14 protein-coding genes are annotated in these 16,610 nt (G+C 64.7%); 4 read left to right on the forward strand and 10 right to left on the reverse strand.

All coding sequences use genetic code 11. From position 1 onward, the window contains the following. Window positions 1–176: 176 nt before the first annotated feature. Genes xth through GTP55_RS17750 form a run of 3 tightly spaced genes read left to right on the forward strand, consistent with a single transcriptional unit; the run spans window position 177 to window position 2,619 of the window. Window positions 177–962, forward strand: a complete 786-nt coding sequence (xth, locus tag GTP55_RS17740; protein WP_161046191.1) for an exodeoxyribonuclease III — start codon at window positions 177–179, stop codon at window positions 960–962. Continuing rightward, complete coding sequence (locus tag GTP55_RS17745) at window positions 962–1,726, forward strand: histidine phosphatase family protein (RefSeq protein WP_161046192.1); 765 nt, start codon at window positions 962–964, stop codon at window positions 1,724–1,726. The genes xth and GTP55_RS17745 overlap by 1 nt, the downstream gene beginning before the upstream one ends. Beyond that, window positions 1,723–2,619, forward strand: a complete 897-nt coding sequence (locus tag GTP55_RS17750; RefSeq protein WP_161046193.1) for an NAD(P)H-hydrate dehydratase — start codon at window positions 1,723–1,725, stop codon at window positions 2,617–2,619. Before GTP55_RS17745 ends, GTP55_RS17750 begins: the two co-directional genes overlap by 4 nt. A gap of 26 nt (window positions 2,620–2,645) precedes the next feature. On the opposite strand, the gene GTP55_RS17755 is transcribed toward GTP55_RS17750, so the two are convergent. The 9 genes from GTP55_RS17755 to GTP55_RS17795 form a co-directional block, all read right to left on the reverse strand. After that, window positions 2,646–4,310 carry a peptide chain release factor 3 gene (locus GTP55_RS17755; protein WP_161046194.1) on the reverse strand — a complete coding sequence of 555 codons (1,665 nt, stop codon included), beginning with the start codon at window positions 4,308–4,310 and terminating at the stop codon, window positions 2,646–2,648. Window positions 4,311–4,378: 68 nt separating this feature from the next. Continuing rightward, window positions 4,379–9,007: a pilus assembly protein gene (locus GTP55_RS17760; protein ID WP_161046195.1), complete on the reverse strand. Its 4,629-nt coding sequence runs from the start codon at window positions 9,005–9,007 to the stop codon at window positions 4,379–4,381. A gap of 25 nt (window positions 9,008–9,032) precedes the next feature. Beyond that, window positions 9,033–9,626, reverse strand: coding sequence for a pilus assembly PilX family protein (locus GTP55_RS17765; RefSeq protein WP_229258022.1), 594 nt, complete (start codon window positions 9,624–9,626; stop codon window positions 9,033–9,035). Then, window positions 9,626–10,825 (reverse strand): PilW family protein, encoded by a 1,200-nt coding sequence (locus GTP55_RS17770; protein WP_161046197.1) that lies wholly within the window; start codon window positions 10,823–10,825, stop codon window positions 9,626–9,628. The genes GTP55_RS17765 and GTP55_RS17770 overlap by 1 nt, the downstream gene beginning before the upstream one ends. A gap of 1 nt (window position 10,826) precedes the next feature. Further along, entirely contained in the window at window positions 10,827–11,246 is a 420-nt protein-coding gene (locus GTP55_RS17775; RefSeq protein WP_161046198.1) for a type IV pilus modification PilV family protein, read from the reverse strand. Continuing rightward, on the reverse strand, window positions 11,243–11,875 hold the full coding sequence (locus tag GTP55_RS17780; RefSeq protein WP_161046199.1) for a GspH/FimT family pseudopilin: 633 nt from the start codon (window positions 11,873–11,875) through the stop codon (window positions 11,243–11,245). The genes GTP55_RS17775 and GTP55_RS17780 overlap by 4 nt, the downstream gene beginning before the upstream one ends. Beyond that, window positions 11,860–12,288, reverse strand: coding sequence for a type IV pilin protein (locus GTP55_RS17785; RefSeq protein WP_161046200.1), 429 nt, complete (start codon window positions 12,286–12,288; stop codon window positions 11,860–11,862). The genes GTP55_RS17780 and GTP55_RS17785 overlap by 16 nt, the downstream gene beginning before the upstream one ends. Before the next feature lie 101 nt (window positions 12,289–12,389). After that, complete coding sequence (locus GTP55_RS17790) at window positions 12,390–13,385, reverse strand: sensor histidine kinase (protein WP_161046201.1); 996 nt, start codon at window positions 13,383–13,385, stop codon at window positions 12,390–12,392. Then, the gene (locus tag GTP55_RS17795) at window positions 13,382–14,050 is read right to left on the reverse strand and encodes a response regulator transcription factor (protein ID WP_161046202.1); all 669 of its coding nucleotides are present in this window, start codon (window positions 14,048–14,050) and stop codon (window positions 13,382–13,384) included. Before GTP55_RS17795 ends, GTP55_RS17790 begins: the two co-directional genes overlap by 4 nt. Window positions 14,051–14,250: 200 nt before the next feature. On the opposite strand from GTP55_RS17795, the gene GTP55_RS17800 reads away from it, so the two are divergent. Further along, window positions 14,251–15,054 carry a Crp/Fnr family transcriptional regulator gene (locus GTP55_RS17800; RefSeq protein ID WP_161046203.1) on the forward strand — a complete coding sequence of 268 codons (804 nt, stop codon included), beginning with the start codon at window positions 14,251–14,253 and terminating at the stop codon, window positions 15,052–15,054. Here the strand turns inward: GTP55_RS17800 and GTP55_RS17805 are convergent. Further along, complete coding sequence (locus tag GTP55_RS17805) at window positions 14,951–16,531, reverse strand: CHASE3 domain-containing protein (RefSeq protein ID WP_161046204.1); 1,581 nt, start codon at window positions 16,529–16,531, stop codon at window positions 14,951–14,953. The genes GTP55_RS17800 and GTP55_RS17805 overlap by 104 nt on opposite strands. Window positions 16,532–16,610: the final 79 nt, after the last annotated feature.

Here is a 16,610-nt window from a genome sequence, read left to right on the forward strand (position 1 = left end):
GGTTGTATTTGTGTATTAGTTGAGTAATACAGTAATCTCAATCGGGCAAGCTGTCAACAACAAAAATCCGGAGGTACCAGAAGCTGGCTGGATCGCGCCAATAGCTGGCACGGATAGATGAATGTTTCGTACGTTGACGCACGTCGGCAGGGGCAAATGAAGGTTAAACTTGCTCCATGCGTATAGCCACCTTCAACGTCAACGGTATCGGCAGCCGGCTGCCCGCCCTCCTGCAATGGCTCGATGAGACCAAGCCGGATGTCGTCTGCCTGCAGGAATTAAAAGCGCCGCAGGAGAAATTTCCCGAGCAAGCCATTAATGACGCCGGTTATGGCGCTATCTGGCACGGGCAGAAAAGCTGGAATGGCGTGGCCATACTGGCGCGTGGAACTACGCCACTGGAAACTGGCCGAGGCTTGCCCGGCGATCCGGAAGATGTGCAAAGCCGTTATATTGAAGCGGTGGTCAATGGCGTGATTATCGGCGGCTTATACCTGCCGAATGGGAATCCGGCGCCGGGACCGAAATTCGACTATAAGCTGAAGTGGTTTGAACGATTAATCACGCATGCCGCCCAGTTAGTCGACAGCGGCGCGCCGGCCATATTGGCGGGCGATTTCAATGTTATGCCAACCGAACTGGATGTCTATAAACCCGAGCGCTGGGTGGACGATGCCCTCTTCCGGCCAGAGACCCGCGAGGCATTTCACCGGCTAATAAAACAAGGCTGGTGCGATGCGTTGCGCACCAAACATCCGGACGAGGTGATTTATACCTTCTGGGATTATTTCCGCAACGCTTATGGCCGCGACGCCGGCCTGCGCATCGACCATTTGCTGCTCAGCCCATCGCTGACGCCGGCGCTGAAAGCCGCAGAAGTCGACCGCGACGTACGCGGCCGCGAGAAGCCCAGCGACCATACGCCGGTGTGGGTCGAGCTAGATCTGAAAAGGATAGGCTGATGGAACAAAAGTGGCCTCAGCAACTCTGGCTGGTACGGCACGGGCAAAGCGCGGGCAACGTCGCCCGCGATGCGGCCGAGGCCGAAAAACAGTTCCATATTGATATCGCCGACCGCGACGTCGATGTACCGCTCTCCGCACTGGGAGAACGCCAGGCACAGGCCATGAGCGACTGGTTCCAGGCGCTGGGACCGGAGGGCCGCCCTACCGTGGTGCTGTATTCGCCCTATGTCCGCGCCCGCGCCACTGCCACGGCCGTGCTGGACCGGCTGGACCGCGACCAGCTGACCGCCGTGGCCGCCGATGAGCGCCTGCGCGAAAAGGAATTTGGCATTCTCGACCGGCTGACGCCGCTGGGCATCCACGACAAATACCCGGAACTGGCCGAGCAGCGTGCCCATGTGGGCAAATTCTACTTCCGGCCGCCGGGCGGCGAAAGCTGGTGCGACGTCATCCTGCGGCTGCGCAGCGTGATCGACACCATTACCCGCGAATACCGCGGCGAACGGGTGCTGATCGTCGGCCACCAGGTCATCGTCAACTGCTTCCGCTACCTGCTGGAGCGGCTGGATGAAGACGGCATCCTGGCAATCGACCGCGCCGGCGACGTGCCCAACTGCGGCATCACCGAATACCGCTTCGACCCGCATGCGGGCAAAAACGGCAAGCTGAAGCTGGTGCAAGCCAACTTCGTCGCCCCGCTGGAACAGGCCGGCACGCCGGTGACGCACGAGGCCGACCAGCCGGCCGCGCCGAAATCATGAATCTCGACATCACGCCGCAACTGCTGCGTGACTGGCCGCTGCCGATGCCAGGCGCGGATGCCGACAAGGAAGTGCGCGGCCATGTACTGATCGTCGCTGGTTCGCGGGAAATGCCGGGGGCGGTGCTGCTGGCCGCCAGCGCCGCCTTGCGCGCCGGCGCCGGCAAGCTGACCATCGCCACTGCGGCCAGCGTGGCCGCCCACATCGGCACTGCCGTACCGGAAGCGCGGGTGATCAGCCTGCAGGAAACCCAGGACGGCGGGCTGCTGGCCGATCAGGCGTCCAGCCTGCACCAGGCCTGCCAGCAAGCCAGCGCGGTCTTGATCGGCCCCGGCATGCAGGACGAGGCCGCCTGCTGCCAACTGGTGCGCAGCCTGCTGCCGCACTGTAGCGACAGCCACCTGATCCTCGATGCGGCCGGCATGAGCGTGGTGGGCCGCGATGCCGAGTGCGACACGGAGACCGCGCCGTACGGCTTCCGCTTCGACCGCCCCGTCCTGCTGACCCCGCATGCCGGCGAACTGGCGCGCCTGACCGGTGCCGACAAGCAGGACATCCAGGCCCAGCCCGAAGCCGCCGCCCGGCTGGCGGCGCAACGCTGGCAGGCCACCGTCGCGCTGAAGGGAGCGATCACGATCCTGGCGGCGGCCGACGGCCAGCAATGGCGTCATGAAGGCGGCAATGCCGGCCTGGCGATATCGGGATCGGGAGACGTATTGGCCGGCATCATCACCGGCCTGGCGGCGCGCGGCGCGACGCTGGAACAGGCGGCAGCCTGGGGCATCGCGCTACACGCGCTGGCGGGCGAACAACTCGCCTTGAAACACGGCCCGCTGGGCTACCTGGCCCGCGAGCTCAGCAGCGAAGTCCCCGCCCTCCTCCGCGCATTTTAATTCGGGTTTTTTTAATTCGGGTTTTTTTAGAGCTTGGCGGAGTGTTCGCGGGTGGCGTGGAACTGCAGTTTCGGCCAGCGCTCCTGCGTCAGGCGCAGATTGACGCCCGAGGTCGCCAAGTAGGCCAGGTTGCCGGCAGCGTCGTAGGCGACGTTGTGGCCGAGCTGGTCCTCGAAGTCGGACAGGGCTTTCTTGTCGTCGCTCGATACCCAGCGCGCGCTGCTGATGCTGGTGCTTTCAAACACGGCGTCGACGCCGTATTCGTTCAGCAAGCGGCTGGCGACCACTTCAAACTGCAGCACGCCGACCGCGCCCAGCACCAGCTCGCCACCTTGCACCGGCTTGAAGACCTGCACCGCGCCCTCTTCGCCCAGCTGCTGCAAGCCCTTGTGCAACTGCTTGATTTTCAGCGGGTTGCGGATGCGGACCTGGCGGAAGAAGTCCGGCGCAAAGAACGGGATGCCGGTGAAGGTCAGCATTTCGCCTTCGGAGAACGAGTCGCCGATCTGCATGTTGCCATGGTTAGGCAGGCCGATGATGTCGCCGGCGTACGCTTCTTCCACCTGCTCGCGGGTCGATGCCATGAAGGTCACCACCGACGATACCTTGACTTCACGCCCCAGGCGCAGGTGCTTGACCTTCATGCCGCGCTCGAAGCGGCCCGAGCAGACGCGCAGGAAGGCGATGCGGTCGCGGTGCGCCGGGTCCATATTGGCCTGGATCTTGAACACGAAGCCGGTGAACGGTTCTTCTTTCGGATCGACCGCGCGCACGGTGGCGTCACGCTCGCGCGGCGCCGGCGCCCAGTCGACCAGTGCCGACAGAATCTCGCGCACGCCGAAGTTGTTGATCGCCGAACCGAAGAAGACCGGCGTCTGCACGCCCGCCAGGAATTGCTCCAGGTCGAATGGATGCGAAGCGCCGTTGACCAGCTCCACTTCCATGCGCAACTGGTCCATCTCCAGCGGGAACATTTCCTGCAGGCGTGGATTGTCGATGCCTTCGATCAGCTCGAACGCGCCGTCGGCCTTCTCTTCACCCGCCTTGAACAGCATGATGGTGTCGTTCAGCAGGTGGTACACGCCGCGGAAGTTCTTGCCCATGCCGATCGGCCAGGTCACCGGCGCGCACTGGATCTTCAGCACCGATTCCAGCTCGTCCAGCAGTTCCAGCGGATCGCGGGTTTCGCGGTCCATTTTGTTCATGAACGTCACAATTGGCGTATTGCGCATGCGGCACACGTCCAGCAGCTTGATGGTCTGCGCTTCCACACCCTTGGCGGCGTCGATCACCATCAGCGCCGAGTCGACCGCTGTCAGCACGCGGTAGGTATCTTCCGAGAAGTCCTGGTGACCCGGCGTGTCCAGCAGGTTGACCACGTGGTCGCGGAATTCAAACTGCATCACCGACGAGGCCACCGAAATGCCGCGCTGCTTCTCGATTTCCATCCAGTCCGAGGTGGCGTGACGGCCCGATTTGCGGGCCTTGACGGTACCGGCCATCTGGATCGCGCCCGAGAACAGCAGCAGCTTTTCGGTCAGCGTGGTTTTACCCGCATCCGGGTGGGAGATGATGCCGAACGTGCGGCGGCGCTGTACTTCGCGCGCGATCAGCGCCGGCGTCTTGGCGCTGGCGGACAAGGCGCTGTCGTCGTGGCTGTCGGGAGTTACGTTTTCGTTATCGTTGGACATGTGTGAGCGATCTGAGGCGGTTCTGCAAACCCTCGATTATACCGGCTCTTAGCCCCGGCGACAGCAACTTATTCCCCCTGCACCCGGCGCCAGCCAACCCGGTGCGCCTCGGCCGATTTGCCTTCCTGTAGCTGGCCGGTCTTGGTGATGCCGGTCGCCAGCGTGCTAGTCATCTTCAGCTGGCCGTTTTGCAGGCGGTAGATGATGAAGCCGACCGCCGCCGAGTCCGATGACAGGATGGTGCCGGCCGGCGTATTGGGCAGCGCGGTGCCGGTGCAGACGTCGACCTGGTAGGCATTGCTGGTGCCGCCCACCGAGCAGGCCGACGACGACGACGGCAGGTTGGTCACCACGTTGGCGACGCCGCTGACGATCTGCGGGTCCAGGTTCATACGCTCGCCGGCGGTCACACTCCAGTCGAAGAACCAGCCGTCTTTCTGGCTCAGGTCGACCGGGTTGCTGGTCAGCGCGAAGCTGATATTGCTGCTGGTGCCGACCTGGCTCAGGGTCTGCTGCACCATGGTGCTGCCGCGCACGTTGTTGATGGGGGCGCCGCTGTCCTTGAGCAGGAACAGGCTTTGGACGTCGGTGTTGGTGGTGTCCGGCACGTCCAGCAGCCGGCCGGTGCCGAACAGCACTACGCGCTGTGCGGTGGTGGCGCTGCTGGTGACGCCGTTGTCGGTGCTGCTGGTGGTCATCGCGCACAGCGTCACGTCCGGCCGGGTGGTGATCGGCCTGGTGGCGCCGGCGTCGCCCATCTTGATCACCGGCACGGTGGCGCCGGTGGCGTCGGTCAGGTCGAAGCGCCACATGCGGCCGTTGTTGTCGCCGCCGTAGATGTAGGTGGTAGCCGGGTCCAGGTTGGGGTCGCTGCTGATCGAGGTGATCTTGGCCAGGCCGGACGGCGTGGTGGTGTCGCCGGTCTGGGTCGAGACTTTCTTCAGCACCGCGCCGGTGGCGACATCGACGATGTACAGGATACCCTGGCCGCTGCCGGTGTTGACGCCGTCGGTGCCCGGCACGTTGTTGTAGCCGGAGGTCAGGAACACCACCCACTGGTTGTTCCACAGGCCGAATTGCGGATTGCCGAAGGTCAGCCCGAGGTCGGGGTCATTGCGGCTGCACACGGTGGAATCGGCGCAGAATTCCCACAGCGCCACCGGATTGATGGGATCGGTCACGTCCAGCGCGTAGTAGCCGCGGCCGCCGCCATTCAGGCCGGCCACCATCACGGTCTTCCACACGCCGCCGATCTGCACGTCGGCCAGCTCGGGCGAGCCGTCAGTAGAAAACTGGTGGTTGGTACCGTAGGTGGTGCTGGCCTGCAGATACAGCTTTTTCATGGTGATGCGCGGCATATACGCCCAGCGCTCGTTGCCGTTGGTGGCGTCGAAGGCGTGCAGCATGCCGTCGTTGGCGGCGGTCAGCACCGTCGCCGGACGGGTTTGCGTGCCGGCCTTGAAGGCGGCGTAGCCGGCCCGCGTGTAATTCTTGCGCGAGTCGCGCAGATAAGCCGGCTTGGACGAGGCGATGTCGCCCAGCAGGATCGGGATCGGGCCGTTCAGGCCGGCCGGCGTGTGATCCGTCAGCGTGTAGGCGCGGAACAGGTGGTCGTCGGCGTAGGTCTGGGCGCCGCGCAGCCAGTTGACCAGGTTGGCGCCGTCGTTGACGGTGGCGCGCTCGGCCGTGGTGAGCAGGGTGCACTGCGCCAGCGCCGTGCACTTGTTGCTGAACCAGCCTTTTTCCAGCGTGCTCATGTTGTCGTAGGTGACGTCCTTCAGCGTGCCGTTGGTGGTGTCCAGCATCTTGATGATGCGTCCCGTCGGGCCGGTGGGGCCGGGGTTGCGGCCGACTGTGTCCGAGCTGGTCCAGGTGACGGCGCTGCCGACTTCACCGGTCGAGGTGTTAATTTTCTTGGCCGCCAGTTCGCCGTACCACTTCACGGTGGTGAAGGTGTCGGAGAAGATGTCATTGTCCTGCAGCGAGATATTCGGCGTCGAGGTAGCCGCCGCCGCTGCCGCACCGAGGCGGATCTGCATATTCGACAGCGCTTCGCTGAGGCCGGCCACCACCTCTTTCGGCTGCGAGGCGCTGAAATACTTGCCATGGCCGTTGACGGCCGCGTGCCACAGGTCGTCGACCCGCTCCTGCACCGTGTTGCCGCCGTTGGTCACGTCCGGATTCGGCCAGACATACGGCCCGTTATTGTTCCATGGGCAGCCGGTGGCCACGCGGGTGATCAGGTTGTAGAAGTCGCCGCCGACCTTGCGCGCGGTGGTGTCGTAGTTGGGGTCGTAATTCATCACGCCGTCCACGCCCAGGCCCAGCGTGTAGGTGTTCATGTGCAGGTGAGTGTTTTCGCCGGAACGCGCCGGCACAGAGCCGGCCTTGGCCATATTCGGTTCCAGCGTCGGCCGCAGCGAGATGGTGCCGTCGCTGGAGCCGCCGTTGTACCAGTGCAGCGCCACGTCGGCCAGCGACGGCACGCTCTGGGCCCGCGTATCGACGCAGCCGGAGGCGTAGCTGCAGAAGCGCGCGGTGCTCTCGGCATTGTCGTTGTTGACCACCGGCGAATAATCGTCGTTGTAGTTCTTGGTCGAACCGCCGTTCCAGTAGCCGTCGGTGGTCAGGATCACGAAGTTCTGCTGGCAGGGAAACTGCACCACTTCCTGGCCGGCCGCGTACTGGTACGGCGTCTGGTTGGCAAACATGCGGCCGATATTGTCGAGCGCCGGACGGGTCGGCGTCGAGCCGGACGTGGTGGTGGCGTAAAGCTTGCTATACCAGCTGCTGCGCGAGGCGCCAGTGAAATCGGCCGGGATGATGTCCATCGCGCCGCCGGTGGCCACCACCGACAGCTTGGCGAAGCCGACCTTGTAGTTGGCATTGAGCGCGGCAAATGCCAATCCCACCGAGGTTTTCATCATTTGCAGCCGGGTCTTGTAATAGACGTACCAGTTGGCGAAGTTGGTCATTTCTTCCTGGTAGGTGCAGACGCCGGCCTGGGCCACGCAATCGGTGCGGTCGCTGCCCTTCGGGTAGGTGCTGCCGCTGACGATGTTGACGCGGACGAAGCTGCTCGGCCCGGTCGAGCCGCCCGACATCGGCGCCGTCGTGATCGGGATGGTATCGGCAAAGCCGGCGCTCTTGGTGGCAGTAAACTTCAGACCGGAGACTGCAGTGGCGGATGGCGCCTGGCCATTGCCAGTGGCCGCAACATTCACCAGACAGACGGTGCTGGTGCTGGCGGCGCCGCAGATGTCGGTTATGCCATTGCCGCCGACGTAACCGCGGACGTTGCCATTGACGCCGATGGCCCTGGCTATCGCGCTGGCGGCAGTGGTGGCACTGGCATTGGCCGGGATCGCGATATTGCTGGCCAGCGTGGTGCTGTCCAGCTTGATGGTCGTCGATAAAAACAGCGTATTGGTGGCCGGACCGGCGATAGTCAGCAGCGCGGTAGACGGCACCACCGCCGGCGGCGACGTGATCACCGTCAGCGCATAGCCCGAGCGCGAGGCGTCGAAGATGCGCGGGCAGCTCACGGCGGTTTTGGTCGTGCTGCTGCAATCGACCGCCACCACGCCGACAATGTTGTCGGCGCTCAGTGTGATGCCAAGCCCGGCGCAGGTCGGCACGTTGCTGCCGGACGGCGGCGTGCGCACGCAGGCCAGGTAGCGCAGCGTCGCGGGAATTTTGGTGTCACCATAGCTGTTGATGTTGGACGCCAGCGCATTGGCCATCGTCTGGCGGGTGATGGCGGTGGTGGTGCCGCCGGCAGCCGTGACCGGTCCCGACGTCAGCGTGGTGCTAGTGCCGCCCTCATTGATGCTCACGCTGCTGATGTCCAGCGCGCCGGTAGCGAGCGAGGTGCCGATGGCGATGGTGGCGTAGGCTGCGACCGAACCAGCCGAGGTCGAATAACGCGGATACTTGAACGCGCCCACTTGCTTGGCCTGGCAAACGGTCAGCGCCTTGTCGCTGCACCAGCGCACCTTGACCGCCACCGGATAATTGGTGGGGGCGCCCGCCCCCGCCGAGGTGGTGCGGCACACCGTCATGGTGTCGTCGGTGCAGTATTCGGTGACGCCGATGTTGTAGTAGTACGGCCCGCCGGAAATCTGCGTGGCCGAGGTATGGGTGGCGTCCGGATAGGTGTAGGTGGTGGTATTGGTGCCGCAGTCGTTGCTGTTATTGGGATTGCACCAGCGCAGGTCGGGGAACTCGGTCAGCAGGTTGACCGTCGAGGCGTTGCTGCTGGGGGTGCCGCCCAGCACGCTGTAGCGCACGCTGAAGCCGTCGTTGCTGACCTTGGTGAAGGTGGTCTGCGACGGATAGAAGGTGCCGTCGGCCTTGACCGGCACCGCATACAGAATCGCCGGGTTGTAGTACTGCTTGTTGAAGTCGGCCGTCATGTACGGCGGATGGCCCGGCGCGCAACTGACTGCGCTGGCGGCCAGGGTGGCGGCGCCACGGCAGATGGCGTCGTCCACGTAGTCCGGCGTATAGGCCTGGTCCATCGAGCCGGAGTTGTCGAACAACAGCATCAGATTCGGCTTGACGGTGCCGGTGCCGGTGATGTTCAGCAGCGGCACCTGGGCGATCTGGGTCTGGGCCGCAAACGCGGCGGCGGCCGAGGCCAGCAGCATCAGGCTCAGCAAAACGCGGCGGGCCGGAGAAGGCAGCGAGAATCTCATGATCGTTCCATTCCAAAAACCGGCCTCATGGCCCCATCATCACGACCGACTGCACCACCACGTTGCCGCCGCGCGGGCCGAAGATGCGCGCGGTGATCACGTAATGCAGCTGCGGCTGGTTGTCATATATAACCGAGCTCTGCGACAGGCTGGAACCCAGCGCCACCGGCGCGGCCACGCCCTGCTTGGCTGCGCTCAGCATGCAGCTGTTGGCGGCCGGCGAGGTGGCGTTGTAGGTGCCGGCGAAGGTGCACATGCGGTGGATCACATATTCGACGCGGCTGCCGCCGCCGACCGGGTCCTTGGTCACCGAACCGGTCCAGAACGCCGGCGTGCTGACAGTCCACATCGGATTCATGGTGGCCACATAGCCGTTGGCGGCGCTGTCAGCCACCAGCAAGGCTTTGGTGGACGGCTGCGACAGCCACTCGAAGGCGGCGTGCACGCCGAGGTCGGCCTCTTTGCTGAGCGCAGCGTCATAGGCCAGGTTGTTCACCGTCAGCGTGGTGGAGGTACTGGCCCGCAGCAGGTAGATGCTGCTGACCAGCATCACTGTCAGCATGATCAGTATCACCGGCAAGGCAATGCCGCGCTGGCTGCAGCGGGACCGCCGCGTCATCACGGCCTCCATTGCGCGTTGCGCACCGGGACCACGGCTTCAAACACCCGGTAGCGGTAGCACTGCCAGGCGATCGGATCGCCGGTGACGGCGACGTTGACGGTGACCGGCACCGCCGCCGCGCTGCCCACGGCGGTACTGAACAGGGTCGGCTTGGTCTCGGTGGCATGGCACTGGCCGTCGCTGCCCGGCCGTTGCGCCGTTTTGCTGCGCGCCACCACCGCCAGCCGCAGCGCCACCACACGCTGGAAGTCGCCCGGCCCGGCCACCACCAGGTCGCTGTCGGCGTCGATCATGGCGTTGCTCCATTGCGTCAGCTGCACGCCGCTGCCGTCCGGCGCCGGCAGCGGGTTGTAGACCGTCATGACGCGCGTGTCCAGCCCGTACTGGGCCTTGATCGCGACGATGTTGTCGGTCACCGACACGCCCTTCTCGCTGGCGCCGGCCTGGTCGGTGGCGCGCAACAGCAGCGTGCCGCCGGCCACCGACCAGGTGTGGAAAGCCAGCCGCCCCGGCGCGCCGAGATTGAAGATGCGGCCGCCGCCCTTGGCGTAGGCGTTTTGAATGCCGGCAGTCGGGCCGAATCGGAAATTACTGCCGCTGCCGAGGGCGATCTTGTCGTTGTCGGGCGCCGCCTGCATGCCGCTCATCTGCACAATCGAGCAGGCCGGGTTGGCGGCGGTGGCCGGTTCCGGCACCACCAGCAGCACGTCACCGGCGGCGAAGCCAAACGGCGCCTGGGTGGTGGTCGGCAGCACGCTGGCGCCGACGGCAATCTCGCCATTGATGCGCAGCGACGCCACGGCGGCGGCCGACTTGCCGGCGTACAGCGAGATCACGTCCGACCCGGCGCCGCCGGGCTGGATCACGGCCGCCGCCAGCGGCGTGCGCGTGATGCCGTTGACGCTGATCTGCGCCAGCGCATATTTGCCGCTGTCGCTGAAGCTGGTTTCGCAGCCGGCCGCCAGCGTATCGTTGAGGCCCCAGCCCGATTGCGCCGCGTCGTTGCTGATCGAATACAACGCCAGCATGCCGTTCTGCATCGAGTCGGAACCGCCGACCGCGCTGTCCTTGGTCTGCTCGCCGCTGATGACCAGCCGGGTGGCGAACAAAATCGCCAGCATGCCGATCACCACACTGACCATCAGCTCGATCAGCGAAAAGCCGGCGCGGCGGCGGGGAGCAGGCACGCGGCGCATGTCAGGAACCTATGTAGGCGGTGAGTTGCTGGCGCAGCTGCGCCGCACCCGCCTTGCGGGTCCAGCGGATGCTGATGTCGACCTGGCTGCGGCGCGTCTGCGGCGTCACCACCACCGAGATCACCGCGCCGGGAATCGCGGCGCCGGTCTCGCGCGCCCACGGGCCGATGGTGCTGTTGGGCGTGGCGCCCTCGGCCAGCGCGTAATTGGCCACATTGGCGGCGTCGGTGCTGATGGTGCCAACCAGTTTTTCGCACGCCAGCGTGGCCTCGGCGCGCAAGCCGGCGTCCGACAGCACCGAATAGGCGCGCGCCTGCATGCCGATCGCGCCCAGCAGGCCGATGCCAAGGATGACCAGTGCGATCATCACCTCCAGCAGCGCAATGCCGCGCTGCGCGCGATGGTGCCGGCACCGCATCATGGCGGGCACGCGCGCGAATCGCCGGCCGCCTTGGTCGGGTCGCATTTGGTGGGCATGCCGGCCAGCGAGACTGCCACCGCGCTGACCGGCACATCGCGCTGGTAAGCTGCGGCCGGGTCCAGCCGCAGCTGGGTCAGACGGTTGACGACCGCCGGATCGACCCAGCCGAGCGGCGTGTAATAAATGGCGGTCGCGCCGTCCGGCAGGATGCTCGGGGTCAGCACGTCGGTGCCGGGCAAGGCGCTGGCGGCACGGAACACCGAGCGGTAGCCGGCGGTGCCTTGCGGGTCGTTGCCGGCGGCGGCATCGGCGGTGGACCAGGAACCGCTGTCGTCGTCGCACGGCGTGCCGGGACGCGGGAAGCAGATGTCGACCTGCCAGTCCATCTGGCCGGTGCCGGGATTGACCGTCAGCGTGATGCGGCTCTCGCTGTTGTGGCTGACGGCCTGGCGGCGCGCCAGCGCAAACCCTTCCATGTAGAACTCGCTGGCCGAGCGGGCCCGCGTGGCCAGCAGCCAGGCGCTCATATTGGGGATGGCGATCGCCAGCAAGACGCCCATGATGACGATGGCGATCATCATCTCGATCAGCGTAAAGCCCCCGGCGCGGCGATTTAGTTGGACGAACATTTCCCGCCCTTGCGGTCGACCCAGCAATCGGTGCTGGTGCCCCAGCCGCTCGGGCTGCCAGTGGTGGCGCGCTTGCCGTTCTGGTCGAGGGTATAGACGAAGCCGTTCATCTTGCCGATGCCGGTTGCGGTCAGGGTATAGCTGGAGGCGCCGGCATTGCTCAGCGCATAAGTGAAGTTGGCGCTGGCCGCCGGGAAACCGGTTGCGCCGTCGAAGCCGGCATAGGTGCGGCTATTCGGCCAGAACTGTTCGGCGGCTGGCTGCGCTGCGCCGAGCGCGGTGAAGGCTTCGGTCAGGCGGCTGCGGGTGACGTAGTCGCCATACATCGGGATCGCTACCGCTGACAGAATACCGATGATGACCACGGTCACCAGCAGTTCGATCAGGGTAAAGCCTGCATGCACGCGTTTCATGATGTCCCCACAGACGAAAATTGTTCTATGGAGAAAGTATAACGTGGCCAGCTTGCATTTCCCTGAGGAAATCCTGACAAACCGCTGACAAGCGCACAAAGTCAGGCAAATTTGACCGTAAATAGCGCGCCACGGCCCTCGGGCGGGTCGGAAATGGTCAGCCGGGCGCCATGCACGACGGTGATATCGCGCACGATTGCCAGGCCCAGGCCGCTGCCATGAGTCTTGTCGTCCAGCCGCACGTAGCGATTAAAAACCTGCTCGCGCCGCGCTGGCGGAATGCCGGGGCCGTTGTCTTCCACCGTCAGCAGCTTGGGCCGCACACTGACCGTCACCGCGCCGTTGGGCGGCGTGTAGCGGATCGCGTTGTCGATCAGGTTGTCGATCAGGTCGCGCAGCAGGAAGCGGTCGCCGATCACGGTGGCTGGAGTTAGGTCGAAGCCGATGTCGATGTTTTTCAGCCGGGCCTGGTCGACGAAGGATTGCACCGCATCGGCCACCAGCGCGTCCAGCGCCAGCGGCTCCAGCCGGGTTTTCTCGAAGTGGTGCGGCTCGGCGCGCGCCAAGGCCAGCAGTTGGTTGGTCTGCCGTATCATGCGCTCGGTGGCCGACAGCATCAGGCCAACCGACTTGGCGGTATCCGGCTCCGCGTGGCGCGCGCCCAGCCATTCCAGCTGGGTCTTGAGGCCGGCCAGCGGCGTGCGCAGCTGATGCGCGACGTTGGCCAGGAAGTCCTGCCTCGCCTGCGCGCCCTCGCCCACCTTGGCCAGCAGGCCGTTGAAAGCCGACACCACCGGCTCCAGTTCGTAGGGCACCTGGGCCGCCGCGATCGGCGCCAGATCGTCGCCTTCGCGCGCGTTGAGCTCGGTGCGCAGGCGGCTCAGCGGCCGCAACCCGTTGCTGACCGAGAACCACACCAGCCCGACGCATCCGAGCGCAAACACGATTTCCAGCAGCACCAGCGTGCGCAGCACCACGTCGCGCAGCGGCGGCGGCGCCAGCAGGTAGGCCAGCGCGCCGGCCAGCAGGTTCATCAGCAGCACCGGCGGGATCACCCAGCGCAGCAGGCGCAGGCGAATGCTGCCGCTGCCGTTCATGCGGCCAGCTCCAGCACGTAGCCGAAGCCGCGGATGGTGCGGATCGCCACGCCGGCGTCGGCCAGCTTCAGCCGCAGGCGCGAGATATACACTTCCACCGCGTTCAGCGTCAGGTCGTCGCCCCACGGCAGGATGGCGTCGATGATCTGCTGCTTGGAGACCACGCGCGCCGCATGTTGCAGCAGGTATTCCAGCACCGCCCATTCGCGCACCGACAGTTCGATGACCTTGTCGCCGACGCGCGCGCGCCTGGCTGCCAGGTCCAGCGACAGGTCGCCCAACGCCAGTCCGGCCGGCCTGGGCGTATTGCGGCGCGCCAGCGCCTTTATGCGCGCCACCAGTTCGGCGGTGGCGAACGGCTTGACCAGATAATCATCGGCGCCCTGCTCCAGCCCGCGCACGCGGTCCTCGATGGCGTCGCGCGCCGTCAGCAGCAGCACCGGCACCGCGCTGCCGCGCGCACGCAGTCGCCGCACCACCTCAAAGCCGTCCATACCGGGCAAGCCGATGTCCAGCACCACCACCTCGGCGCTGACGGCGCGTTGTAGGAGCAGATCCGCCTGGGCGCCGTTGCCGACCACTTCCACGGCCATGCCATGGCCGCCCAGCACGCGGCTGAGGCCATCGGCCAGCACGGCATCGTCTTCCACCACCAGTACATGCATATTCGTGCGCCGCCTATTTGGGATGTGTGACATTATGCCCCTGCCTCCCTGATAAAGACAGGTCCTCCCGGTCCATGTAGGATCAGGACTACAACTGTGCATGGCACATGCCTACATTTGTGCGTCCCCTGCTCTTATGTTCGATAATTAACATTCCCCATAAAGTTACACCAACACGTAACTAGCTTTGTGAGGATTCCATGAACACCACCCAAGTCAACGCAACCACCAAGACCGCCCGCGCTTTACCGGCCGGCGCCAAAGCAATCAAGGTTGCGTCACGGCCTGCGGTCACTTACGCCGGCGCGCAGCAGAACGAGCTGCTGGCCGCCCTGCCGCGCGAGGTGCTGGAATCCTTGTTTGAACACCTGGAAATGGTGCAACTGCCGTTTGGCAAAGAACTGTTCGAGTTCGGCAATGCTATGGAATATGTGCACTTCCCGACCTCGGCGATCGTCTCGCTGCTGTACGTGATGGAAGATGGCGCCACCACCGAGATCGCCGTGATCGGTCACGAAGGGGTGGTTGGCGTGTCGCTGTTTGAAGGTGAGCGCGCCATGTGCAGCGCCGTGGTGCAGGCCGCCGGTTATGGCTACCGCATGAAAGCCGAACACCTGCGTGCCGCCTTCGCCCGTGGCGGTGCACTGCCGGCGCTGCTGATGCGCTACAACACCGCGCTGTTCGCGCAGATGGCGCAAAACGCCGTCGGCGGCCGCCACAGCTCGATCGAGCAGAAGCTGTGCCGCTGGCTGCTGGATCGCCTGGACCGCTCGCCATCGAACTCGCTGAAAGTCACGCAGGAAATGATCTCGATCATGCTGGGCGTGCGCCGCGAAAGCATCACCGCCGCCGCCGGCAAGCTGCAGGACGAAGGCCTGATCACCTACCGCCGCGGCAACATCACTGTGCTTGATCGCTCAGGCTTGGAGGCGTATGCGGGTGAGTGCTATAAGGTGGCGAAGACGGAGTTTGACCGTCTGCGCCTGGATGTAGCGCGCTGCTGATCACATCGCTGATTGCCGGCGGCAGGATGGTCGGCGTCATGTTGGCGCGGCGCTCCTGCGCGGTCGGCTCAGGCGGCTGCGCCATGCCATCGCGCTGACGCAGCGGAATCGCCACTTCAATACAGGTCCCGGTATCGTTGCGGCCACGGCGGATATTCATCACGCCGCCCAGTTGCAAGGCGCGTTCGCGCATCCCCAGCAAACCATGCGACATCGGCTTGATGATGGTATCCGGCGCGATGCCGACGCCATCGTCGATAATCCGCAGCATCAAGCCTTCCGTCGTCCGATTCAGGGTGACCGTCACGCGGGTGGCCTTGGCATACTTGCGGATGTTCGTCAGCGATTCCTGCACGATGCGGAACAAGGCGATCGACAGGTCGCCGGAATGGCGGCTCAATCCCTCGATCTCAGCCGCCACGCTGCAGTCGCAACGCACTTGCGACGCCCGCGTGAATTCCTGACAATAGCTTTCGATGGCCGCGCACAGGCCCAGGTTATCCAGCAGGCTAGGCCGCAGATTTTCGACAATACGGCGCTTCATCTCCACCGTCTCCACCAGCGTGCCGCGAGCGCGCTTGAGCTGTTCGGCCAGTTCCGGATGGCTATGGCGCAGCTGCTGCGTGACCGAGGCGATATCCATGCTGATCGACGTCAGGTTGGCGCCCAATTCGTCGTGCAGTTCGCGCGACAGGTGCATCTTCTCTTCTTCGCTGATGCTGATCAGGCGGCGTGACAGCACCGACAATTGCTCGGTACGCTGCTGTACCGTCGACTCCAGGTTTTCGTTGGCGCTTTGCAGTGCGTGCTCGACCGCCGCGCGGTGTGCAAAGCTGCGCCGCACCAGCTGGTAGAACATCACCAGCACCAGGATCGCCAGCGCATTGATGCTGACGCCGAGCCACACCGCCTTCTGGTATTCCTTGTAGAACACGGCACTGCGGGCGTTCAGCGTCTCGTTCTGTTCCTGCTCCATGATCACCACCAGCAGGCGGATCTCGTCCATGCTGGAGCGGTCGTCGCTGAGCTTGGCGATATTGACGATCTCCTGCAAGCCGCCGTCGCGGTACACGTCGATGGCCTGGCTCATGATGCTCAGGCGGCGGCGCACCAGCGTGTGCAGCTGGGTCAGGTTCTTCAATTGCGAGGGATTGTCGGACAGCAGCTTTTCCAGTTCCTTGAACTCGGCTTCGCTGTCGGTCAGCGCGGTGCGCGTCGGCCCGAGATAGGCGTCACGATCGGACAGGAAATAGCTGCGCATGCTGCTTTCGGCATCGAGTACCAGCACGTTCAGGTATTGCAGACGGTCGGCGACGCGCGCAGTCTGGCTCAGCAGGACTTGCGCGCCGCGCAGTGCTTGCAAATTGTGAAACAGGCTGAAACCGTTGACGATGAGCAGCAATGCGCAAGTCACGCACAAGAGAGTCTTGTACAGCGGCAGGCGGTGATGCGGCGCTGTTTCGACGGTGAAATACATCCGTTTCCTTCACAATTGGGGCCAGGCGTAACTACGCCAAGCATACCAATTATAGACTGGAAGAAAAATTGATGCGTCT

Source organism: Duganella margarita (assembly GCF_009857535.1).
Lineage (GTDB): Bacteria > Pseudomonadota > Gammaproteobacteria > Burkholderiales > Burkholderiaceae_D > Rugamonas > Rugamonas margarita.